Source organism: Nocardioides sp. (genome assembly GCF_035697785.1).
Lineage (GTDB): Bacteria > Actinomycetota > Actinomycetes > Propionibacteriales > Nocardioidaceae > Nocardioides_B.
The window spans coordinates 1-20,771 of record NZ_DASSCL010000005.1 but is presented as its reverse complement, the minus strand read 5'-3'; the positions used below and the strand labels follow the sequence as shown (position 1 = coordinate 20,771).

Annotated in this window: 24 protein-coding genes; 8 read left to right on the top strand and 16 right to left on the bottom strand. The window is 69.0% G+C overall.

Features of this window, described 5'->3' with window-relative positions; genetic code table 11:
* Positions 1 to 191 precede the first annotated feature (191 nt).
* The 3 genes from VFH10_RS00760 (at position 192) to VFH10_RS00750 (ending at position 2,640) form a co-directional block, all read left to right on the top strand.
* Positions 192 to 824: a response regulator transcription factor gene (locus VFH10_RS00760; RefSeq protein ID WP_325125017.1), complete on the top strand. Its 633-nt coding sequence runs from the start codon at positions 192 to 194 to the stop codon at positions 822 to 824.
* Complete coding sequence (locus tag VFH10_RS00755; RefSeq protein ID WP_325125015.1) at positions 805 to 2,139, top strand: sensor histidine kinase; 1,335 nt, start codon at positions 805 to 807, stop codon at positions 2,137 to 2,139. The genes VFH10_RS00760 and VFH10_RS00755 overlap by 20 nt, the downstream gene beginning before the upstream one ends.
* Before the next feature lie 81 nt (positions 2,140 to 2,220).
* A complete protein-coding gene (locus tag VFH10_RS00750) occupies positions 2,221 to 2,640 on the top strand; it encodes a response regulator transcription factor (protein ID WP_325125013.1) in 420 nt (139 codons plus the stop codon).
* A gap of 131 nt (positions 2,641 to 2,771) precedes the next feature.
* Here VFH10_RS00750 and VFH10_RS00745 read toward each other — a convergent pair whose 3' ends face one another.
* The 9 genes from VFH10_RS00745 to VFH10_RS00705 form a co-directional block, all read right to left on the bottom strand.
* A complete protein-coding gene (locus VFH10_RS00745) occupies positions 2,772 to 3,944 on the bottom strand; it encodes an ABC transporter permease (protein WP_325125011.1) in 1,173 nt (390 codons plus the stop codon).
* On the bottom strand, positions 3,941 to 4,825 hold the full coding sequence (locus VFH10_RS00740; RefSeq protein ID WP_325125010.1) for an ABC transporter ATP-binding protein: 885 nt from the start codon (positions 4,823 to 4,825) through the stop codon (positions 3,941 to 3,943). Before VFH10_RS00740 ends, VFH10_RS00745 begins: the two co-directional genes overlap by 4 nt.
* A 59-nt stretch (positions 4,826 to 4,884) precedes the next feature.
* The gene (locus VFH10_RS00735; RefSeq protein WP_325125008.1) at positions 4,885 to 5,574 is read right to left on the bottom strand and encodes a response regulator transcription factor; all 690 of its coding nucleotides are present in this window, start codon (positions 5,572 to 5,574) and stop codon (positions 4,885 to 4,887) included.
* Entirely contained in the window at positions 5,571 to 6,827 is a 1,257-nt protein-coding gene (locus tag VFH10_RS00730) for a sensor histidine kinase (RefSeq protein ID WP_325125006.1), read from the bottom strand. Before VFH10_RS00730 ends, VFH10_RS00735 begins: the two co-directional genes overlap by 4 nt.
* Before the next feature lie 34 nt (positions 6,828 to 6,861).
* Positions 6,862 to 7,422, bottom strand: coding sequence for a cysteine hydrolase family protein (locus tag VFH10_RS00725; RefSeq protein WP_325125005.1), 561 nt, complete (start codon positions 7,420 to 7,422; stop codon positions 6,862 to 6,864).
* A 58-nt stretch (positions 7,423 to 7,480) separates the two neighbouring features.
* Positions 7,481 to 8,797 carry a hypothetical protein gene (locus tag VFH10_RS00720; protein ID WP_325125003.1) on the bottom strand — a complete coding sequence of 439 codons (1,317 nt, stop codon included), beginning with the start codon at positions 8,795 to 8,797 and terminating at the stop codon, positions 7,481 to 7,483.
* Entirely contained in the window at positions 8,790 to 9,743 is a 954-nt protein-coding gene (locus VFH10_RS00715; RefSeq protein WP_325125001.1) for a YhjD/YihY/BrkB family envelope integrity protein, read from the bottom strand. The genes VFH10_RS00720 and VFH10_RS00715 overlap by 8 nt, the downstream gene beginning before the upstream one ends.
* Before the next feature lie 7 nt (positions 9,744 to 9,750).
* A complete protein-coding gene (locus VFH10_RS00710) occupies positions 9,751 to 10,812 on the bottom strand; it encodes an AI-2E family transporter (protein ID WP_325124998.1) in 1,062 nt (353 codons plus the stop codon).
* Positions 10,813 to 10,894: 82 nt separating this feature from the next.
* The gene (locus VFH10_RS00705; protein WP_325124996.1) at positions 10,895 to 11,326 is read right to left on the bottom strand and encodes a DUF7144 family membrane protein; all 432 of its coding nucleotides are present in this window, start codon (positions 11,324 to 11,326) and stop codon (positions 10,895 to 10,897) included.
* A gap of 320 nt (positions 11,327 to 11,646) precedes the next feature.
* Between VFH10_RS00705 and VFH10_RS00700 the strand changes: the two genes are divergently transcribed.
* Positions 11,647 to 12,048: a hypothetical protein gene (locus VFH10_RS00700; protein WP_325124993.1), complete on the top strand. Its 402-nt coding sequence runs from the start codon at positions 11,647 to 11,649 to the stop codon at positions 12,046 to 12,048.
* Positions 12,049 to 12,067: 19 nt separating this feature from the next.
* Here the strand turns inward: VFH10_RS00700 and VFH10_RS00695 are convergent, their stop codons facing one another.
* The 5 genes from VFH10_RS00695 to VFH10_RS00675 form a co-directional block, all read right to left on the bottom strand.
* Positions 12,068 to 12,421, bottom strand: a complete 354-nt coding sequence (locus VFH10_RS00695) for a cupin domain-containing protein (RefSeq protein ID WP_325124991.1) — start codon at positions 12,419 to 12,421, stop codon at positions 12,068 to 12,070.
* Between the two features lie 84 nt (positions 12,422 to 12,505).
* The gene (locus VFH10_RS00690; protein ID WP_325124989.1) at positions 12,506 to 13,825 is read right to left on the bottom strand and encodes a ferredoxin reductase family protein; all 1,320 of its coding nucleotides are present in this window, start codon (positions 13,823 to 13,825) and stop codon (positions 12,506 to 12,508) included.
* A gap of 68 nt (positions 13,826 to 13,893) precedes the next feature.
* Entirely contained in the window at positions 13,894 to 14,568 is a 675-nt protein-coding gene (locus VFH10_RS00685; RefSeq protein WP_325124987.1) for a DUF6766 family protein, read from the bottom strand.
* A gap of 84 nt (positions 14,569 to 14,652) precedes the next feature.
* Positions 14,653 to 15,039, bottom strand: a complete 387-nt coding sequence (locus VFH10_RS00680) for a hypothetical protein (protein ID WP_325124985.1) — start codon at positions 15,037 to 15,039, stop codon at positions 14,653 to 14,655.
* A 515-nt stretch (positions 15,040 to 15,554) separates the two neighbouring features.
* Positions 15,555 to 16,136: a dihydrofolate reductase family protein gene (locus VFH10_RS00675; protein WP_325124983.1), complete on the bottom strand. Its 582-nt coding sequence runs from the start codon at positions 16,134 to 16,136 to the stop codon at positions 15,555 to 15,557.
* Between the two features lie 469 nt (positions 16,137 to 16,605).
* Here VFH10_RS00675 and VFH10_RS00670 point away from each other — a divergent pair, with 469 nt between their 5' ends.
* Positions 16,606 to 17,298 (top strand): DUF4304 domain-containing protein, encoded by a 693-nt coding sequence (locus VFH10_RS00670; protein ID WP_325124981.1) that lies wholly within the window; start codon positions 16,606 to 16,608, stop codon positions 17,296 to 17,298.
* Here the strand turns inward: VFH10_RS00670 and VFH10_RS18335 are convergent.
* Complete coding sequence (locus tag VFH10_RS18335; protein ID WP_414689819.1) at positions 17,286 to 17,555, bottom strand: helix-turn-helix domain-containing protein; 270 nt, start codon at positions 17,553 to 17,555, stop codon at positions 17,286 to 17,288. The genes VFH10_RS00670 and VFH10_RS18335 overlap by 13 nt on opposite strands.
* A 115-nt stretch (positions 17,556 to 17,670) precedes the next feature.
* Between VFH10_RS18335 and VFH10_RS00665 the strand changes: the two genes are divergently transcribed.
* Positions 17,671 to 18,144, top strand: coding sequence for a hypothetical protein (locus VFH10_RS00665; RefSeq protein WP_325124979.1), 474 nt, complete (start codon positions 17,671 to 17,673; stop codon positions 18,142 to 18,144).
* A 330-nt stretch (positions 18,145 to 18,474) separates the two neighbouring features.
* On the opposite strand, the gene glnA is transcribed toward VFH10_RS00665, so the two are convergent.
* On the bottom strand, positions 18,475 to 19,899 hold the full coding sequence (glnA, locus tag VFH10_RS00660) for a type I glutamate--ammonia ligase (RefSeq protein WP_325124978.1): 1,425 nt from the start codon (positions 19,897 to 19,899) through the stop codon (positions 18,475 to 18,477).
* A 197-nt stretch (positions 19,900 to 20,096) separates the two neighbouring features.
* Here glnA and VFH10_RS00655 point away from each other — a divergent pair, with 197 nt between their 5' ends.
* Positions 20,097 to 20,528, top strand: a complete 432-nt coding sequence (locus VFH10_RS00655; protein ID WP_325124977.1) for an RDD family protein — start codon at positions 20,097 to 20,099, stop codon at positions 20,526 to 20,528.
* 38 nt (positions 20,529 to 20,566) lie between these two features.
* A partial coding sequence (locus tag VFH10_RS00650) for an acyl-CoA dehydrogenase family protein (RefSeq protein ID WP_325124976.1) occupies positions 20,567 to 20,771 on the top strand: 205 nt, incomplete at its 3' end.

Here is a 20,771-nt window from a genome sequence, read left to right as displayed (position 1 = left end):
AAGCCACCCTTTGGGTCGTTCTGGCATAGGCAGGGCGCGCCATCCCGACTGCCCGAAGGGTCAAATTTCACTAACCCGGTTTCATGGGTCGGTGGCATGCGGTTCACTGAAACAAGGTCGACGGGGGTCGACGTCTTGGGTGACCGGATGTTGGGGGTTGGACTGTGGGCGGTGGTCCGGGGGATATGGGCGTGCTGGTGGTCGACGACCACAGCACGTTCGCAGAGCTGCTTGCCCTGGCTCTTGATTCGGAGCCGGATCTGCACTGCGTGGCGGTCGCGGCCGACCGGGCGACGGCGATCGAGGCCGCCCGGGAGCATGCGCCGGACATCGCCGTGGTCGACCTCCTGCTGGGACGCGAGGACGGCATCTCCCTGGCCGCGGAGCTCGCGAGCCTCCGCCCGGGGATCCGCGTGGTGATCCTCACCGCGCACGCCGACCAGATCGTGATGCGGCGTGCCTCCGCCGCTGGAGTGTGCGGGCTGCTGGCGAAGAACGGCTCGCTCAATGACCTGCTGAACACCCTCCGGTCGGCCCGGCCGGGCGGTTTCATCGTCGACCCGCAGCTGCTCCAGCGGCTGGTGTCGACCCGCGACAACACCCCGGTCGACCTGCCCTCGCTGACACCGCGTGAGCAGGAGGTGCTCGAGCTCCTCGCCGACGGCCAGGACGCACGCACCGCGGCCCGGTCGATGGGGATCTCCCTGCACACCTGTCGCAGCTACATCAAGAACGTGCTGGCCAAGCTGGACGCACACTCACAGCTGGAGGCCGTGGCGACCGCGACACGGGTCGGCATCGTCCATGTCCCTCGGCAGCGCTGAGCCGCGCGAGGCCCACTCCGGCGCGGTGGTCCGGACCGCCCTGAGACGGTTCGTGATCAGCAGCATCGTCGCGGTGCTGCTGCTCGCTGCCGTCAGTGTGTACGCCGCCGACCGGCTGGCCCGGGCGGAGGCGCTCCGCGACGGGACGTCCCAGGCCCAGGGCCTGGCCGGCTTCGTCGCCGGACAGGTCACGCCCTCCCTCCGCGAGGGCGACACAGCAGCCATCGAGCGACTCGATGCCTTCATCGAGCCGCAGCTCCGCGACGGCGACCTCCGGCACGTGAAGGTGTGGTCGAGCGACGGGACCGTGCTCTGGTCCGACGAGGACGGGATCATCGGACGGAGCTTCACGCTTGCCCCGGACGTGCGGGACCTCCTCGGCACCGACGAGGTCGTGGCCGAGGTCAGCGACGTGGACCGGGAGGAGAACGTCGCGGAGCAGGGGGCCGGACAGCTCCTCGAGGTGTACGTCGGAGCACGGGACGGCGCCGGCGAGGACGTCCTGGTCGAGGCGTACCTCTCGACCGAGAAGCTCGACGAGAACCGGATGGCGCTGCTCACCGGCATGTTGCCGCTCATGGTGGGCGGGCTGTTGCTCTTCCAGCTGGCCGTGTTCCCGCTCGCACTTGCCCTGGCCCGCCGCATCGAGCGAGGGGAGCAGGAGCGGTCGCGGCTGACCCGGCACGCTCTTCTCGCCTCCGACCTCGAGCGCCGGCGGATCGCCCAGGACCTGCACGACGGCGTCATCCAGGAGCTGGCCGGCCTGGCGTACGCGCTGCCCCTGATCGAGGCCGACGGCGGCGAGGGGGAGGACCGGAATCGCAAGCGGCGGCTCACCCTCGAACGCGCCCATGAGGTGCTCCTGGACTCGGTCGCCGCACTGCGTCGGCTGATCACCGACAGCTACCCTCCCGACCTCGAGGCCGAAGGCCTGGGCAACGCTCTCGGCGACCTGGCGAGCGCCGCCGAGAGCGACACCCTGACCGTCACCATCGACGTGTCCGCCAACGGCGCCTTGTCCGGCGGGTCGGCCCGGCTGGCCTACCGGGTGATCCGGGAGGGGCTGCGCAACGTCACCCGGCACGCGCGGGCCGAGCACGCGACGATCCGAGTCCTCCACGAGGGTCCCGAGGTGGTCGTCCAGGTCGAAGACGACGGCGTCGGCCTCGCGGCCGGAGGTGCCCCGGAGGGCCACATCGGTCTGCGGCTGCTGGCCGACACGATCAGCGACGTCGGCGGCACGGTGCGCACGACGCCGGCCCCGGCGGGAGGGACGCTGCTCGAGGCGAGGTTCCCGGTCGACGCAGTCGAGTAGGACCTGAGCACAAGGTCTTTCCAAGGAGCGTCCGGCACGGTTGCCGTCTGGTCGAGGGCGCGACTGAAGGGCGGACGGACCATGATCCGGGTGCTGCTCGTGGACGACCACGAGGCGATCCTGCACGGGCTGACGGGCGTGCTCGACGAGTCCGAGGGCTTCTCGGTCGTCGGCACCGCGGGTGACGGGGCCGACGCGGTGCGCCTCGCCGGCGACCTGCGCCCCGACGTGATCGTGATGGACCTGTCGATGCGCGAGATGGACGGGGTGTCGACCATCGAGGGCATCCTGGCCAGGGATCCCGCCGCGCGCGTCCTCGTCCTCAGCTCCTACGGTCAGCCGTCGCGGGTCGACCAGGCGCTGCGGGCCGGTGCCTGCGGGTTCCTGGTGAAGGGCGAGTCGGTCGCCGAAGTGCGCGCCGCGGTCCGGCAGGCGCACGACGGCGAACGGCCGCTGTCCAAGAGCCTGCTCCCCGGCCTGCGCCGGCTGCGAGGGGTCTGACGGGTCGGCATTTCACGTTGTTTTGCGGTGCTGCTGTCACGCTTCTGGTGCGTTGATCCCATGCCGACGCAAGGGGGCGCCCCCGGTCGGAGACCTTTCCCACTCCACGGGCGGGGGCGCCACCAACGAGGTCATGCCGTGAGCCGGAACGCCTCCCGGTAGCCGATCCGACCTCCGGTGCGCAGCAGGGTGCGCTCGTAGAGACGCGAACCGATCCGGACGAACACCACTGCCGCGAGCACGGTGAGCGCTATGCCGACACCGACCTGCCACCAGGGCACGTCGCCCTTGGCCATCCGTCCCGGCATCACCATCGTCGACGCGATGGGCAGCATCGAGACGACGGTCTGCACCTTCTCGCTGGCCAGAACCGAGACGAAGTAGGGGATGAGCAGGATCATCTGACCGGGCAGGGTCGTCGACTGGAGGTCCTCCTGACGGCTGGCGAGCGCACCCGCGACCGACCACAGCGCCGCGAGGGCCAGGAAGCCGAGAACGAAGAACGCGATGTAGGCGACCACCGCCCAGCCGATCCCGGTCAGCAGCTCCCGACGGCCGGTGAAAGCCAGACCCACCAGACCGACCACGACCATGAGCAGCACCTGCCCGAGCGCGAGCAGCGTGTTCCCGATGATCTTGCCCCAGAGCAGCGCGCGGATCGGTACGGCGGCCGCCAGGATCTCGACGACGCGACTCTCCTTCTCGCGGGCGACGCTCTGCGCGATGGTCATGCCGAAGCCCAGAGCGGTCATGAAGAACACCAGCGCGAACGCGAAGGCGACGCCGGACCGCGCGTCGCTGTCGACCGCGTTCGGGTCGAGCAGCCGCTGGTCCACCTCACTGCCCTGGGCGAGCGCCTCGAGGTCGACGCCCTGGACGTCCGCGTTGGTCTGCAGGACGTCCTCGGCAACGGCGCTCGTCAGGGCGGCACCGAGCGCCGGGTCGACGTCGTCGTCGCCGACGAGCGTGTAGCCGTCGCCCGCGGCCAGGAGGGCCACGTCCGCGTCCCCGTCGCGCACCAGCGCCTCCGCGGCGCCCGTGCTGTCGGCCCGGCGTACCGTGATCTCGGCGTCCGGGACGCCGGAGGCGCGCAGCACCTGCTCGGCCGAGCGCGCGATCCGCTCCTCGTCCTGCGACGCGGCCGCGACGTCGAACTCGTCGGACCCGCTGCCGAGGATCGACGTGATCACGAAGAAGCCGAGCACGAAGAGGACCGACATCGCGGTGGCGCCCAGGAACGTCTTGTCCCGCAGCCGGGTGCTGACCTCGCGTTCGGCGACGATCCGCCAGACAGCGGTGCTCATCGGACGACCTCCCGGTAGACCTGGGCGAGCGGACGCACGACCCGGGCGAACTCCGCGACCGGGGCCGTGCGCTGGATGATCTCGAGGACCTTCTCGGGTGGTCCCTCGCGCAGCTCGACCAGCGCCTCGGGTCCCGCGGCGTCGAGCACCGTGAGCTCGGGCAGGTCACGCAGCGTGCCCGCGTCGCTGCCCTGGGCCAGCACGACGCGGAAGCGGTCGGCCTCGCGGCGGCGCAGGTCCTCCACCGCGCCGGCGGCCACCACCCGGCCCCGGGAGAGGATCACCAGGTCGTCGCACAGGTTCTCGACGAGCTCTAGCTGGTGGCTGGAGAACAGCACCGGCACCTGGGCCGAGACCTCGTCGCGCAGTAGCGACACCATCGAGTCGACCGCGATCGGGTCGAGGCCGCTGAACGGCTCGTCCAGCACCAGGGCGTCGGGTCGATGCATGAGCGCGGCGGCGATCTGCACGCGCTGCTGGTTGCCCAGGGACAGCGTCTCGAGCACGTCGTGCTCACGCTCCTCGAGCCCGAGGCGGGCCAGCAGCTCGTGGGCGCGCTGCTCCGCCTCCTCCCTGGACTGGCCGTGCAGGCGGCCGAAGAAGGCCAGCTGCTCGCGCACGCGCATCTTCGGGTACAGGCCGCGCTCCTCGGGCATGTAGCCGATCCGTCTGCGCTGCTCCACGGTGATCGGCGCGCCGTCCCAGGTGACCTCTCCGCGGGTCGCGGCCAGCACTCCCACGACGATCCGCATCGTCGTGGTCTTGCCCGCGCCGTTGGCGCCGACGAAGCCGGTCACCCGTCCCGGACGGACGTCGAAGGAGACCCCGTCGAGCACCGTGGCATCACCGTAGGCGCGGGTCAGGTCGTGGACGCTGAGCATGCCTCGAGCCTAGGCAGCCGGGGTCCCGGCGTCGTCCGTCGCACGGGTGATCCGCGGGATCAGCCTGCGGACGGACCCGGTCCGTCGACGAGGCCGGTCCGGTACGCCAGGACGACGGCCTGCACCCGGTCGCGCAGGTCGAGCTTGGTCAGGATGCGGGAGACGTGCGTCTTCACGGTCGCGGTCCCGACCACGAGCTCCTCGGCGATCTCGGCGTTGCTCAGCCCCTGCGCGAGCAGCGCCAGCACGTCGCGCTCGCGTCCGGTCAGGGACTCCAGTTCGGCGGCGGGTGCCGACTCGACGGGAGCGGCCGGCCGGTCCTGCTGCGCGGTGAACCGCTCGATCAGCCGCCGGGTCATCTGCGGTGCGAGCAGGGCGTGTCCGTCGGCGACGTTGCGGATCGCACCCACCAGCTCCTGGGCCGTGCAGCTCTTCAGCAGGAAGCCGGACGCCCCCGCCTCCAGGGCCGCGAACAGGTAGTCGTCGCGCTCGAACGTGGTGAGGATGACGACCTTCGTGTCCCCGGCGTCGACGATCCGGCGGGTCGCCTCGATGCCGTCCATGGTGGGCATCTGCACGTCCATCAGCACCACCTGCGGCTGCACGTCGGCGACGAGGCGGGTGGCCTCGAGACCGTCGGAGGCCTCGCCGACCAGCTCGAGGTCGTCCTCGACCGACAGGATCATCCGGAACCCGGTGCGGACCAGGTCCTGGTCGTCGACCAGCGCCACCGTCGTCGACGCCGTCACGACGCCGCCTCCACCGGAAGGCGGACCCGCACCCGGAAGCCGCCGTCGGGCCGTGGCCCGATCTCACACTCGCCGCCGTGCAGCCCCACCCGCTCACGCACCCCGGTGAGCCCGAAGCCCGGTCGACCGTCCAGGGCCGCGCCCGTCGGGCTGCCCGAGTCGAGCACCTCGACCTCGACCGTGCGGCCGTCGCGCAGGTAGCGCAGCACCACCTCGGCCCGGCGTGCGGTGGAATGCCGGCGCACGTTGGTGAGCGCCTCCTGGACGGTGCGGTACGCCGACGTACCGACCGCCGGAGTGACCGGGAACGGTTCGCCGACCTCGCGGTAGTCGACCTCCAGCCTGTGGTCGGCGACCTCGCCGACCAGGTCGCGAAGGCCGTTGAGCGAGGGCTGGACCTCGTGTGGGTCCGCATCGTCACGCAGCAGCCCCACCAGCTGGTGCATCTCCCGGACGGCCGACCGGCTGGAGGACTCGATGGCGGTGAGCGCCTCACGGCTTCCGGCCGGGTCCTTGTCCAGCACGTGCCGGGCTGCGGCGGCCTGCACACCGATGCCGGTGACGTGGTGGGCGACGACGTCGTGCAGGTCGCGCGCGATCCGCAGCCGCTCCTCGACCACGGCCCGTCGCGCGCTGCGGTCGCGCTCCGTGCGCAGCTCCTCGGCCTGCTGCTCGAGCTGGAGTCGCTGCCGGGCGGCTCGATGCGCGGCGAGCCCCCAGGCGATCGCACCGAAAAAGTAGACGATGTTGATGCCGAACGTGATCAGCGTGAGCGCCACCGCCGGGCTGGCCAGGCCCGCGGCCGTCGGCACGTCCGGCAGCGGGGAGGTCACGACCAGCTGGACCAGCCAGGCGAACATGCCCAGCACCACGGCCCCGCTCGTGACGTGCAGGGCGCGCCGGTGGCGGGCCCACGCCCAGGCCGTGTAGATCGACATGAACAGGCCGATCTGCACGAACATCGAGTAGCTGACCGGCGGGACACGTTCGCCCGCCCCGTAGAACGCGAGCGAGCAGAGCAGCATGACCGTGATCGGGAACCGACGGCGCACGACGAGGGGCAGGACCGCGGCGAGGGCCCAGAGGTACGCCTCGGTGCTGCGGCCGGCGAGGTCGGCCCCGCCCGGGGTGGCCCGGAGCAGCTCCACGAAGGCGACGGACCCCAGCCCCATCAGCACGCCCACGACGAGGTCGGCGCGGCGCTGCTCCGGTGTCGGCCCGGGGCGTTGCCAGCCGTCGTCCAGCGCTCTCACATGCCGACCCTATCCGGGCGCGGAGGGCCCGAAATCAGCGGAGCAGCTCGGCGGTGCCGACGACGGTCGCGAACTCCCCGTGCAGGTTGGTGGCCGTGACCCGGGCCAGCTCGTCGGCGGTCACGACCGTCCCGTCCGGTCCCTCGCGGTCGAACGTGTGCGTGGCGTCGAGTGCGTAGAGCACGTCGTGCCCCAGGTTGCCGCCCACCCGGGCGGTCGTCTCGCAGCAGTGGTTCGTGGTGATGCCGCAGACCACGATCCCCGCCAGCTCCGACGAGCGCAGCCACTCGTCGAGGTCCGGCGTGCCGTGGAAGCTGGAGTTCACCGTCTTGCGGACGACCAGGTCCGGGGTCACGTCGGAGAGGTAGTCCTTGAGCAGGTGCCCGGCCGAGTCCGGGTGCAGCGGGGACCCCGGGTCCACCGAGTCGTGCTGCACGTAGACCACCGGCCGGCCCCGCGCCGCCCAGTGGTGGACGAGCGCGTCGATGTTGGCGTCACACTCCGCGTTGTTGCGCACTCCCCAGGACGGGGCGTCGAACCCCTGCTGCACGTCGACGACGACGAGGGCGTAGCGGGACAGGTCGGGGGTCTGCATGAGCCGAACCTACGGCACCGGTCAGGTCGGCCACGACGGCGCGAAGGAGGCCTCAGGGTCAAGGCGCAGGAGCTGTTGCCGCCTCGGGACTGACAGGTCGTGGTCTCGGGGTCGACGCCGGCTCTCGGCCCGCACCCACCAGGACCTGGATGCCGGCGAGCAGCACGAGCACGAGCGCCAAGGACCACCACAGCCGGCTCATCGACACGTCGTTGCCCCAGAGCAGGACCACGCCGCCGAGGACGACCACGACCACGCGCAGCCAGCCGGCGTTGTCGGTGGTCCACCGTCCGGCCCGGCCCACGCCCGTCCCGGCGCCGGCGAGGGCGCCACCGGCCCGTTCCAGTCCTCCGCTCGTGGTCGTGCGGACGGCGGAGCCGTACCGGTTCGAGCCGGCGAACCAACCCGCCAGCATCAGCACCAGGCCGAGCCAGAACACGACCTGCTGGCCGCGGTCGAGGAACGCCAGCAAGGTGTCGAAGAAGACCCGGCTCGCCGGACCGAACACGGTGCCGGCCAGCTCGTTGACGAACAGCTGGCCGCCGACCGACTGTGCCAGAGCTATCAGGAGGGCGTTGACCGCGAGCGCGGCGCCGATCGCGACCGTCATCCGCGGACGGTTCCGGGCCAGGACGAAGGCGACGAGGAACAGCAGGCCGACCAGCGGGAGCAGCCACCGCGCCACCGGGTTTCCGAATGCGTAGATCGTTTGCAGCTGCTTCACCTGGGGCGCGTCCATGAGCACGATCTGACGCTCGGTCTCGGGAATGGGGACGTTCTCCACGACGGTCAGACCTCGCGCGACGAGACGCTCCTTGGCGCGGTTGATCACCTGGTCGACGTTGAGCACGATCTGGTCACCCTCGAGGGCGACCGCGCCCGACTCGTCGCCGGTCAGCACCCTGAGCAGCGCCTGCTGGGCCCGGGCATTGAGTCTGGTCCAGAACGCCGCGAACTCGTCGGAGGCGACCAGGGCGCGGACCTCACGGTCGATCAGACCGTTGATCGCGGCCGCGAGCGGCCCGACCAGCCGCTCCAGGCGTGGCCGGTCGGTGATCACGTCGGCGAAGATGTCGTCGAGCAGCGCCTCGATGTCCACCTGCTGCTCGATGGCGTCGGTGACGGTGGTGGCGATGACGTCCTGGACCTCGGGGGACTGGACGAGCGGGCCTACGGTCTCGACGTAGCGCCCGGTGTCGTTGAGCGTGCGCTGGCCCCAGAACGCCACGGCAGCCGGTGTGGTCAGCAGGGCTGCGAGCACCAGACAGATGATCGCCGCCACGGAGCGACCCCGGGACGGCCGCGATGATGCCCCACCGTAGGACGGCGACTGCTCGCCGGTCCCTTGGCGCACCGCAGGGTCTGGGTCAGCCATGTCGGGTCTCCTCTCGGCCTGGTCCATCCTCGAAGGGTCCGGGCGCGTGGTCGTCACCCGCAGCGCGTGATACTCCGTCGCGTCTGATCCAGCCGCCGAGCTTTCCGGGGTCGGTGGCGATCGTCTGCCCGAGCACGGCCGTCGTCAGGAAGCAGAAGGACAGGACGTACAACCAGGTGAGGTAGGTGAACGCGACTCCGATGGAGCCGTAGCGGTCGGCGCTGACCTCCAGGGCCCGGGTCAGCCACACCTGCGTGGCCGGGCGCACGGCCAGCATCACGACCGCGAAGATCACGGCGCCCGGGACCAGGAGACGTGGTCTCAGATCACCGGAGAGCAGCACCCAGGGGACGAAGATGGTGACCGCGATGTCGAGGGCGAAGGATGCGACCACCGGCCACACCTCGCGCGGCGGCAGCACGGACATCGACTCGGCCACCGCGCGCACGACGACCAGGGACAGCGCCAGCACCAGGATCACGGCCACCCACCGCCAAGCCGACGCGAGCTTGGCCCGGGGGCGCGGCAGCCGCCAGATCGCCGCGAAGGCGCGGGTCAGCGCGCGGGACAGGCTGGTGGCGGACGCCAGCACGACCAGAGCGCCGACGACGCCGAACGCGGACCCTTCGGCTCCCTGGACCGCCTGCTCGACGACGGAGCGAGACTCCTCGGGCATGTCGAGCGCCTCGGCGAACTCATCCGGGTCCCCCCACGTGGCGAACAGGATCACGATCGGGAGTATTGACGAGAAGAACTGCGCCGCGAGGGTCATCGAGCGGTCGAACGTCTCGATCCGGACGAAGGAGGCGATGGTGTTGACGAGGATCCGGCCCGGCCAGGCGTCGAGCGCCGTGTTCACCCACCGTTGCAGCCACGGCGGCAGCCGGTGCAGGACGGCCTCCGTCGCGGCCTTCGCACCGCCAGGTGCGCTGAGATCCGCCGCCATCTCGCCCTCACTCGGTCGTGGTCTCCGCCAGCACCGGCTCCGGCTTGCCGGAGATGAGCGTCTCCGCCCACCGTCCGCGTGGGTCGGCCTCGACCAGCAGGGACTTGGTGAGCAGGCTGAAGGGGACAGCAAGCAGTGCTCCAAGGGGCCCGAGGATCCAGGTCCAGAACACCAGGGACAGGAAGGTCAAGGTCGGTGAGAGGCCGACGACATCGCCGACCACACGTGGTTGGATCACCGACTGGATCACGAAGTTGATCACGCTGTAGAGGGCGATCACCGTCAGCATCAGGCCCGGTCCGCTCTCCAGCAGGGCGATCAAGGCAGGGGGGATCAGGCCGATGACGAACCCGATGTTGGGGATGAAGTTCGTGACGAAGGCGAGCACGGCCCACACGAACGCGCCGGGGACGCCCAGAAGGTACAGCGCGACACCGTCGATCACGGCCACGATCAGGCCGAAGCCGGCGGAGACGCCCATGTAGCTGCGGGTGCCCCTTGCGAAGTTCCGCACTGCTGACACCGGGTCGGGGAAGCGTTCTGCGACGGAGTCCAGGTTGCGGCGGGTCGAGTTGGTGTCGAAGGCCATGAACAGCAGCACGGTGACCAGGAAGAGCACGTCCGTGACCAGCCCGAGCGTGTCGGCCAGCACAGACGCGACGACCTCGACGACCTGCCCCGGGTCGACGGCCCCGGCCACCGCGTCGATCTGGGCCTGGTCGACGCCGAGGCTCTCCAGGGTGCTGGCGGCGCTCATGACCACGTCGGTCATCTGGTCGACGTACTGCGGCACCAGTGATGCCAGCTGCGCGACCGAGACCAGCAGGGCGAGTGCGAGGAGGAGTAGCAGCAGGTAGGCGATCACGAGCATCAGCAGGGAAGTGGCCCACGTCGGCAGACGGCCCCTCTCCAGCCAGGTGCGGATCGGATGCACCGTGACGGTGATGACCAGGGCCAGGAAGACGGGTCCGACGATGTCCGCGGCGGAACGCACGCCGGCGAGGGCGATGGTGAAGGCGGCCGCGCCCACCAGGAAGCTGGACGCGAACGGCCGGGTGCGCGGAGCCACCGCGTGCGACGGCTCCGATGCACCCCTCTCCTCCGCCTCCGGTCGCGGAGGCCGACCGTTCACCGACGCCCTGGCTCGCGGGTCACATCGCGGCGAGGTCGCGGCCGTGCGCGGCGAGCGCCCAGATGACGAAGATGTCGACCGCGATGATCGTCATCGCCCAGAACGGGTAGTACGGGATGAAGGCGAAGTTCGCGATGGCGCTCAACGTGGCCAACGTGATACCGACGACCCGGCCCCACGTCTGTCCGCTCAGCACCGCGAAGCCGGCGAAGAGCACCAGGAGTCCCATGAGCAGGTGGATCCAGCCCCAGGAGGTGGCGTCGAACTGCAGGAAGTAGTTCGGCGTGGTCACGTAGAACTCGTTCTCGAAGATGGCGACGAGGCCGGCGAGGGACTGGAACGCGCCGGCCATGATCATCATGACTCCGGCGAACGCGATGAAGCCGGCCGCCCAGGGGCTGGCGTCTTGTGCTCGACCCGCGGAACGGCTCGATGTGGTCTGCTCGGTCATTGCCGAACCCTCCTTGACTGATGAGCTGCATGGTGGCGGGACGGCGTCGCCCGTCGTGCTCATCCCACCGCTGGGTCGGGCTTCGTCGGATCACTCTGTCCGGGTGATATTCGAGACCGCTCGACCGGTTGGCGGTTGCATGTTGTGATGACCCAGCTACGGCACGCGCGACCAGCCCTTATCGGCCCATTGTGGACATTCCGCGCACTTGTGCAGGGGCGCTGCCCACGTCTCGGCGCCGACGACCTCATCTGGTGTGTACGACGACGGCTCCCAGGACGGGCAGCACGATTGACGTGCTGCCGCACGAGGAGACAACCATGAAGCGAACAGCCCTCGGCACGGTCGCCGCGCTGCTCCTGAGCGTTTCGCTCGTCGCGTGCAGTGAGGAGACCCCGGCCGTCTGCACGTCCGTCGACGACCTCAGGACGTCCGTCGACAGCGTGAGGGACGTCGACATCAGGTCGTCCGGCGCGCTCGGCGAGCTCCAGGACGGGCTCGCGGCCGTGAAGTCCGACCTGGCGACCGTCAGGGACGATGCTGCCGACGAGTTCTCCTCACAGATCGACACGGTGCAGGCCGGCATCGCGGAGCTCGAGAGGAGCTTCCGGGCCGCTCAGGACGCCGTGTCCGCCGACACCCTGAGCGCCGTCGCCAACGCGGTGTCCACGCTCGGCAGAGACGTGCAGAGCCTGATCGACGACATCCGCGCTACCTGCTGAGCGCGGACCCGGATCACGATCAGCCTCCAGCCGACTCGCGCCCATCCTTGAGGGACACGGTCAGGAGCACGGCCGAGTCCTCGACCGCCTCGAGGTCGTGACGGGCATCGGGGATGAGCAGGAAGTCACCGGTCGTCCCGGACCACGTCTCCTCGTCTGCCCGCAGCCGCACGGAGCCTCGTAGCACCTGCAGGGTCGCCTCGCCGGGGCTCTCGTGCTCGCCCAGGCTGTGGCCCGCCGCGAGTGCGATCAGGGTCTGTCGGAGTGCGTGCTCCTGGCCACCGTGGACTGTCCGTGCGCTGCGGCCGGCGCTGGCGGACCGGGCCGCGGCCAGCTGTTCGTCGATCAGGCGTTCCAGGGACAGACCCTGCATCGGGTTCTCCTCAGTGGTCGAGCGCGTAGGTCGGTCTGCCCAGCATGACGACGGGCACGGTCTCGGGTCCACCCCCGTCGTCGCTCAGACGACCTCGAACTGCTCGGTGTGGATCCGACGCGTGGGGATCCCGCGTTCGCGGAGCTGTGCTCCCACTGCGGCGACCATCGGCGGTGGGCCGCACAGGAAGTAGTCGTGGTGCCGGTAGTGCGGGGGCAGGCAGCGCTCGAGCAGATCGGTGTTGATCCGGCCGGTCTCGCCGAGCCACTCGGAGGGCGGAGCCTCGATCACCTCGGTCACTGCCAGGTCCAGCTCGGCTCGCAGCTTGTCGATCTCCGACCGCAGCATGAGCTCCTCAACCGTGCGCGCGCCGATCATCAGGTGGTGATGGCGGCGGTCCCGGCGGTCGCTCAGAGTTCGCAGCATGCTCAGCATCGGCGTGAGCCCGACCCCGCCGGCGATGAACACGAAACCTTCGGACCTCTCCAGGCCGTTCATGGTGAACCCTCCGTAGGGTCCGTCGAGGAAGATCCGCCGTCCGGGTCGCAGGCCGCGGAGCAGCTCGCTGAAGTCTCCGAGCGCCTTGATGGTGAACTCCTTGCGGTGCGGCTGCTCCGCCGTCGAAGCGATGGTGAACGGGTGCTCCTCGAAGACGAACGACGACGACCCGATCTTGAGCCAGGCGAACTGACCGGCGGCGAACGGCCTGCCTTCGTGCCCGTGCGCGCGCATCACGAGAGTCACTGCGTCGCCGGCCTCGGGGACGACCTCCTCGAGCAGGTATGACCGTCGGTGTGCACGCCACGGAAGCCAGATCCAGCGCCGTGAGGCGATGATGAGCGTGGCCGAAGCCAGCAGCGCGAACCAGAGCAGTATCACCGGGTTGCCGATCAGGTTGTCCAGCCACCAGATGTGCAGCCAGGCGCCCACCACCACGACGGCCGCCAACGCGATGTGCTGCAGTCTCCATCCCTCGTACCGAGGCCGTCGCTTCCGTCGGCGCAGGCCCAGACCGACCGCGATCGCGAGAGCCACGGTCGCAACCGAACCCGCCCAGGCGGCAGCCGTCGTGTCCCGGAAGTCGAGGATGGAGAGGCCCCTCGGGTCGGTGAACAGCACCAGCACGACGTGCAGCGCGACCAGACCGAACGCCGTCAGAGCCAGGACGCGGTGACTGCGCAGGATCTTCTCGATGCCCAGCGTGGACACCAGCGAACGAAACCGGGCGGGCATCAGGAGCGCCACGAAGAGGACCGCCAGCGCGAGCAGCCCGGATGCGGTCGCGAGCTCCGCGGCGAGGGTCGTGTCAGACGGGTCGACGAGGGTCCAGGCCGTGACCAGGGGGACGATCAGGACAAACGCCAGCAGACCGAGCCAAGCCACGAGGCCTGCGCGAGGACCCATACCTCAACGTAGCGGCGGCGCCCACCGTGTGTGAATGTGGTCTTGTCCGGATCGTGCGGGTCAGCCTGCTAGGACTCGATGCCGGTGCTGGCGTGCGGCTGTCCGACCGGTTTGCTCTCCGGGGAGCCGCGCTGCCGCAGGTAGATCGAGAGCACCACCATCGAGCCGACGGCGAGCATCTCGGACTGCCAGTTCTGCATCGACCGGGCCCAGAAGTCGGCGTTCAGCACGTACTCGCCCCACGTGATGGGAGACTGCAGCCGCTCGAGGCGGGTCTCGTTGTACTGTGCCCAGCCGGCCAGCGACTGAGCACCCCACGACGCAAAGAACATGCTGGCCATCACCAACGACAGCGACCAGGACAAGAGCGTCGTACGCGCGCCGCCGACCTTCGCCCAGCGTGGCGAGTCCTCGACCGCATAGCGGCCAACCTTCTGCTCCTGGTCGGTCTCCAGGCCGCCCTCATCGAGGCTCTTCGACTCCGGCGAGCCCTTCTGCAACAGCCAGATGGTGCCGACGGTGTAGAGCAGGAACTGCAGATACTCCGATTGCCAGTTCTCTGTCACGTCGCCGGCGAACGTCGCCGTGGTGACGTAGCGCCAGAAGGTGAGTTGGCCGAGCCCGTCGGCGAACTGCTCCGCGTTGAACTGCTGCCAACCGGCGAGTGCCTGGCCTATCAGCGTGACGAGAAACAGGAGCAGGAAGACCGACGCCAAAGAGGTCTCCCGGAGGAACCGACTCATGCGTGCCTCGTCGCGATCGTGAAGAAGTAGACGAGCCCGCCGACGATGATCAGGAGGTAGACGATGAACGAGGTGCGCATCGGCTCACGACCCCTTCAGGACACATTCGTAGATGCCCGACGGGGTCGATGTGCAGCCGGCTGCCGACACCTTCCAACCGCCCTGGAACCGGGCCAGGAACATCGTGTCCCGACCGGTGCGGGCCCGGGCCGCGGTGCCGAAGACCTCCACGCGCACGCTCTCCGCACCGCCCGGTCGGCTCGGCATTTCCTTGACGATGCCGTCTCGGCACGGCTCACCGGCATTGGCCTCGAGCTCGGACTTCGTGCGTGGTGCCAGCAGTCGGCAGGCCTCTGTGCCGTCACCCGCAGCGACGGCGTCTGCGAACCGGGCGGCCGCGTCCTCGACATCGCCGTCCGGCGCGGCCGTGCACCCGGTGAGGACGGTCGCTGTGAGCAGCCCGGCAGCCAACAGTCGCAGGGGAACAACCCGTCGCTGTCGCCACATACGACAGTCGTAGCGGTCGCGCGTCCAGCGCGCCAGCCCCGTCGACCAAACGTCCCGCGCCGTCGACGAGCTCGCGCCCGGGGAGGGGTCCGGCAACAGGACTCCTCGTCCAGGACGGGGCACCGGACGAGGAGCCTTGCCGTGGCGTCGACCCGGGGGCAGGCGGACCAACGCGGTGCTCCAGCCGCGAAAACCCCGAGCCACTTCTCACGAAGAAGGCACGGGGTCTGGGTGCTGGTCGCTCATCCAGGTAAACACAGATGCATCTCCGCCGCCACCCCAATCGGCGCTCGGTCGTGCGATTCACCCAAAGCAGGACGCCGTGACACAGCCATCACACACCAGCAGCCGATGAGGGTGTGATCGCTGGCTGGATGATGGCCGGAACGTCGGTCCCGGGGCAGCGATGCTCAACGCAGCCGGTGGCTCGATCCGTGTCACCGTCCGCAGTGGACTTCTTCGCGTACCCGCTCAGATCGTCAACGGCGCACCCGATAGCGCAGGTGAAGCACCCGGTTGCCCTGAATCACCACGTCGGGGTTCTCCAACAGCTGCTGCGCGTCGACCGACCCGAAGTAGCGCTTGCCGGACCCGAACACGACGGGTACGACGTCCATGCGCACCTCGTCGACCAAGCCCGAGGCGAGCACCTGGCCACCGACGTCGCCAGCGGCGACCTCGACGATGCGGTCACCCGCAAGCAGCTGCGCCTCGGCCATGGCTGCCTCCACGCCGTCGACGAAGTGGAACGGCGCCTCGGGGTCCCAGCCCTCGGGCTTCGGCCGGTGCGTCACGACGACCACGTGGTCGACCCCGCCCGGGGGCTTCCCGTCCCAGCCGTCCGTCATGTCGAAGACGTGGCGGCCGCTGACTGTCGCCCCGATCTGGTCCCAGTACGGCCGGGTGTAGTCGTAGGACTTCTGCGACACCTTCAACACGCCGCTCTCGTCCAGCGGGACGTCACCGCTGAGCAACCAGTCGAACAGCGGTCCGGGCTGGTCGTACTCGTCCGCGATGAAGCCGTCCACCGACACGGAGCCGTACATGACCACCTTGCCCATCGGGCGCTCCTCTGCTTTGGAATGGCCCTCAGGTTACGCACGAAAACGACCCCCGACGCTGGAAGAGTCTTCGCAGGTCAGAGGCCGTTCTCAGGCACCAAGCCGGTGGGCATCACCCACGCGTGACCAAATGTCGTAGTAGTGACCGGACTTCGACCCGTTCCCAAGGGCTCCTGAAAAGGGTCTCAGGGATATGCGCAGCCCTCTGCCGATGGTGGCTGCGGTGTGCCCGGTCCAGGGACCCCGGCCGGGGTCCCCAGGCGTCGTGCCAACCAGCCACCTCTCGCACATGGCTCTTTCACACACGGAGCTGTCAGACCACGGCCGACGCCGTCATGAAGGGTCAGGGAACGGAAGGGTTCGGCATCCGTTGGCCGGACCGCGGGGGAGGGGGCTCGGGGGTCCGGCGGGTTCGAGAGGACACCTGCTTTGCCTGCGGTTGCTGCTCCCCGAAGCTGATACTTGGGCGGTGGCGACCCAGTATGCCGAGGCGATGAAGAACGCTGTTGCCACGTCCTCGCCTGATCTCAAGGCCGCTGGGTTCCATAAGCGCCGGCACAGCTTCAACCGCGTGAACCCCAACGGATTGGTTCACGTCGTTCACTTCTGGATGGCGCCAAAGGAGCCACCGGCGTGGACCGAGGTGCCAGGTCTTCGAGAAAGGTTGTACGGCTCCTTCCGAGTGGATCTGGGTGTGCGGGTCTCAGAGATCACCAGGGGGAAGCAGGCCAAGCATCCTGGTGCATGGGTGAACGAGTACGACTGTGACCTTCGCGTCGGCCTCACCCAAGTCATGACCGGTGAGTTCGGCAGCGCCTGGTGGTCGCTCGACGATCCGTCATCCGCGACATTCGCTCGCACTGGGCTCCTCGAGTCCGGGCTGCCGTGGCTCGACCAGTTCGAGGACCAGGGCGCCGTCGTGGCGGCCTTCGAGCGAGCGAAGGAACCATGGGAGGTCGGGATGACCCCCGCTGCGGGGCTCGACATCGCGCAGATCCACGCAGCTCAAGGCCGCACCGCGGACGAGCGCCGCACGCTGGAACGCTACGTCGCGACTCCCGTCCATGCCGCCCACGCCGAATATCTCCGGGACTATCTGCCGACCGTGGGTCATCCCGACCTCGTCGCCATCGTGACCGTCAGGCCCCCTCACGGCCTCTGAGCCACGACCTCGAGCTGCGCGCGTCGGAAGTACCAGCGCCCGTTCGTCGCCTGGACCGCCGGCAGAAGGTCCGTGCGGATGAGCTGACGTACCCGCTTGCCCGTGACGCCGAGCAGGTCCGCTGCTTCACGTGTGTCGGCCCAGTAGTGGTGCGGCTTGCCGTGGCGGATGCGGGCGAATCGCGTGGATACCGACTCGCGCCAGCTTGCCGACGAAGCTCCGCACCCAGAATTGGCATAGGGGGCGAAACGGCCCACAGATGGCGATCGGCACACGGGCTGTCACGATCTTCTACCTAAACAGTGGGGACTCGACAGCGTGGCAGTCGGTGACAAGATGAGGGATCCAGAGTTCCCACCGGAGGGGGGAGTCATGACCAGATCGCGCATCCTCGCACTCGGTGCTGTCGTCCTGACCGGAGCGATGCTGAACGTGCCAGCGGTCAGTGCGTCCGGCAGCGCAGCACCGGGCGACCAGAAGTTCGTGCTGATCCAGACCGACCCGAATGAGGAAGGCGGTCCGATCGCAGCCACTGGACCGATCCACGCCAAGGGCGTCGACGTCGTGACCGGTGAGTTCAAGGACAGGTTCAAGTTCCCGGACGGGAATGTCATCATCAGGCACAAGCCGCAGGGCAGTGGCAAGGACTCCTTCGACCCGGCTACCTGCTTGTTCACGTTCACTGAGCGTGGGACCTGGAAGACGGTCAAGGGCACCAGGGCCTACGCCAATGTGGAAGGCAGCGGCACGTACAAGGTGCTCGGGCAGGGCTTCGGTTGCGACGAAAACCAGCCGCCCGAGACATTCTTTGTCCGGATCGTCGCGAAGGGCCCGCTGACTTACTGAGGTCTGAACAGCTTGCACAGGCCGGTGGATGTTCCGAATCGAGAGATTCTTGACCGGAATCGCAAGGTGCGACCCCGTCTGACGGGGGGTCCCCAACGGGGTATCAGACGGGGCCGCACATTCGACGGTAGGAGCCCTGGTGACGAGGGGGGAGTGGGCCTTCGTCGTAGTCCTTGCGTTACTGTCCCTTCCTGCTGGCGATCTCGCTATCCAACCCTGATGTAACAGACCAACGAGAAACATCCCGCAACGTTGGGAAGCGTTGCGGGATGTTTTCGCAGGTCGGAAGTCCTTTTCCAGACATCCGAGCAGGTCAGCGACCGGCCGTTTCTAGATGTCGTAGTAGAGCTCGAACTCGTGCGGGTGCGGCCGCAGCTGCACCGGCAGGATCTCGGCCGACCGCTTGTACTCGATCCACGTCTCGATGAGGTCGGGGGTGAACACGCCGCCCTCGGTCAGGAACTCGTGGTCGCGTTCGAGGTTGTCGAGCACGGCGCCCAGCGACGTCGGCACCTGGTCGACCTCGGCCAGCTCGTCCGGCGGCAGCTCGTAGATGTCCTTGTCGATCGGCTGCGGCGGCTCGATCTTGTTCTTGATTCCGTCGAGGCCGGCGAGCAGCAGCGCGGAGAAGGCGAGGTACGGGTTGGCCGACGGGTCGGGGCAGCGGAACTCGATGCGCTTGGCCTTCGGGTTCGAACCGGTGATCGGGATCCGCACACAGGCCGACCGGTTGCGCTGGCTGTAGACGAGACTGATCGGCGCCTCGAAGCCGGGCACCAGGCGGTGGTAGGAGTTCACCGTCGGGTTCGTGAACGCGAGCAGCGACGGGGCGTGCTTGAGCAGGCCGCCGATGTAGTAGCGCGCCATGTCGGACAGGCCCGCGTAGCCGGCCTCGTCGTAGAACAGCGGCTCGCCATTGTTCCAGATCGACTGGTGGCAGTGCATGCCGGAGCCGTTGTCCCCGAAGATCGGCTTGGGCATGAACGTCGCGGTCTTGCTGTTGCGCCAGGCAACGTTCTTCACGAGGTACTTGAACTTCATGACGTTGTCGGCGCTCTTCAGCAGCTCGTCGAAGCGCCAGTTGATCTCGGCCTGGCCGGCCGTGCCGACCTCGTGGTGTGCCCGCTCAACGAGGAGGCCGGCCTTCTCCATCTCGATGACGATCTCGTCGCGGAGCTCGCCGAAGTGGTCGGTGGGCGCGACCGGGAAGTAGCCGCCCTTGTACTTGACCTTGTAGCCGAGGTTGCCGCGCTCCTCCTCGCGTCCGGTGTTCCAGGCGCCGGCCACCGAGTCGATCGCGTAGAAGCCGGTCTCGGCCTTCGTCTCGAACCGCACGTCGTCGAACACGTAGAACTCGGCCTCGGGGGCGAAGTACGCCGTGTCGCCGATGCCCGTGCTGGACAGGTAGGTCTGCGCCTTGCGGGCGATGTTGCGCGGGTCGCGGCTGTAGGCCTCACCGGTGATCGGGTCGTGGATGAAGAAGTTCACCACCAGCGTCTTGGCGGTGCGGAACGGGTCGAGGTACGCCGTGGTCGGGTCGGGGAACAGCGACATGTCGGACTCGTGGATCGCCTGGAAGCCGCGGATCGAGGACCCGTCGAAGTTCAGGCCGTCGTCGAACACCGACTGGTCGAACGACGAGACCGGAACCGTGAAGTGCTGCATCACGCCCGGGAGGTCGCAGAAGCGCACGTCGACCATCTCGACGCCCTCGTCCTTGACGTACTTCAGCAGCTCGTCGCTGTTTGCGAACATTCGTCCTCCTGCGGCCAACGGCGTGGCCAGTTCAAGTCAGCATGGATCGGGCGGCGCGACACTGCACCACCGGTCCGCAACCTACGGAGATGCGGTTTCTTGACCGTATCCCCTTTGTTTCGCCCATGTAACACCACGCCGAGGGCCGGGCAGGGGCGCCGAGGAGACGCCGAGGGGGCGCCGGGTAGTTTGTCGCCGTGCCCCAGCCCGCCAGCACCCCCGGCGCCGAGCCCTACCCGGGCGCCCGGCTCGGCGTCCCGGCCGACGGTCCCGGGTCGGTCGCGTCGTGGGGGCGGCGGATCCTCGCGTTGGTCATCGACTGGATCGCGTCACTGCTCGTGGCCTCGGCGCTGTTCGGCAGCGGCGTGTGGGGACAGGGCGCTGCCGCCTGGGCGCCGATGGGGGTGTTCCTCGTGGAGGCCGCCGTGCTCACCGCGCTCGTCGGCGGGTCCTTCGGGCAGCTGGCGCTCCGGCTTGCCGTCGTACGCCTCGACGGCCGGCCGGTGAACCTGCTGCAGGCGCTGGCCCGGACCGCGCTGATCTGCCTGGTGGTACCGCCGCTCGTCTTCAACCGCGACAACCGCGGCCTGCACGACCTGGCGGTCGGCACGATCACGCTGCGCCGCTGACGACCGCACCGGCGTCGATCGCGGAAGGAGCAGAGGACATGGACGACCTTTCGCCGGAGGAGCGCGAGATCGTCGAGCTCGTACGACGATTCGTCGACGACGCCGTGCGGCCCGTGGCCCGCGAGCTCGAGCACGCCAACACCTACCCGGGCGAGCTCATCGACCGAATGAAGGAGCTGGGCGTCTTCGGCCTGGCCGTGCCGGAGCCCTGGGGAGGGGCGAGCGTGAGCGCGCCGTGCTACG

Coding starts and splice junctions, on each gene's coding strand:
- VFH10_RS00715 (WP_325125001.1), bottom strand. CDS start 9,743: ATGGCGGCGGATCTCAGCGCACCTGGCGGTGCGAAGGCCGCGACGGAG.
- VFH10_RS00665 (WP_325124979.1), top strand. CDS start 17,671: ATGACCAGATCGCGCATCCTCGCACTCGGTGCTGTCGTCCTGACCGGA.
- VFH10_RS00720 (WP_325125003.1), bottom strand. CDS start 8,797: ATGGCTGACCCAGACCCTGCGGTGCGCCAAGGGACCGGCGAGCAGTCG.
- VFH10_RS00685 (WP_325124987.1), bottom strand. CDS start 14,568: ATGAGTCGGTTCCTCCGGGAGACCTCTTTGGCGTCGGTCTTCCTGCTC.
- glnA (WP_325124978.1), bottom strand. CDS start 19,899: ATGTTCGCAAACAGCGACGAGCTGCTGAAGTACGTCAAGGACGAGGGC.
- VFH10_RS00725 (WP_325125005.1), bottom strand. CDS start 7,422: ATGCAGACCCCCGACCTGTCCCGCTACGCCCTCGTCGTCGTCGACGTG.
- VFH10_RS00705 (WP_325124996.1), bottom strand. CDS start 11,326: ATGACCGAGCAGACCACATCGAGCCGTTCCGCGGGTCGAGCACAAGAC.
- VFH10_RS00700 (WP_325124993.1), top strand. CDS start 11,647: ATGAAGCGAACAGCCCTCGGCACGGTCGCCGCGCTGCTCCTGAGCGTT.
- VFH10_RS00750 (WP_325125013.1), top strand. CDS start 2,221: ATGATCCGGGTGCTGCTCGTGGACGACCACGAGGCGATCCTGCACGGG.
- VFH10_RS00755 (WP_325125015.1), top strand. CDS start 805: ATGTCCCTCGGCAGCGCTGAGCCGCGCGAGGCCCACTCCGGCGCGGTG.
- VFH10_RS00675 (WP_325124983.1), bottom strand. CDS start 16,136: ATGGGCAAGGTGGTCATGTACGGCTCCGTGTCGGTGGACGGCTTCATC.
- VFH10_RS00740 (WP_325125010.1), bottom strand. CDS start 4,825: ATGCTCAGCGTCCACGACCTGACCCGCGCCTACGGTGATGCCACGGTG.
- VFH10_RS00690 (WP_325124989.1), bottom strand. CDS start 13,825: ATGGGTCCTCGCGCAGGCCTCGTGGCTTGGCTCGGTCTGCTGGCGTTT.
- VFH10_RS00695 (WP_325124991.1), bottom strand. CDS start 12,421: ATGCAGGGTCTGTCCCTGGAACGCCTGATCGACGAACAGCTGGCCGCG.
- VFH10_RS00745 (WP_325125011.1), bottom strand. CDS start 3,944: ATGAGCACCGCTGTCTGGCGGATCGTCGCCGAACGCGAGGTCAGCACC.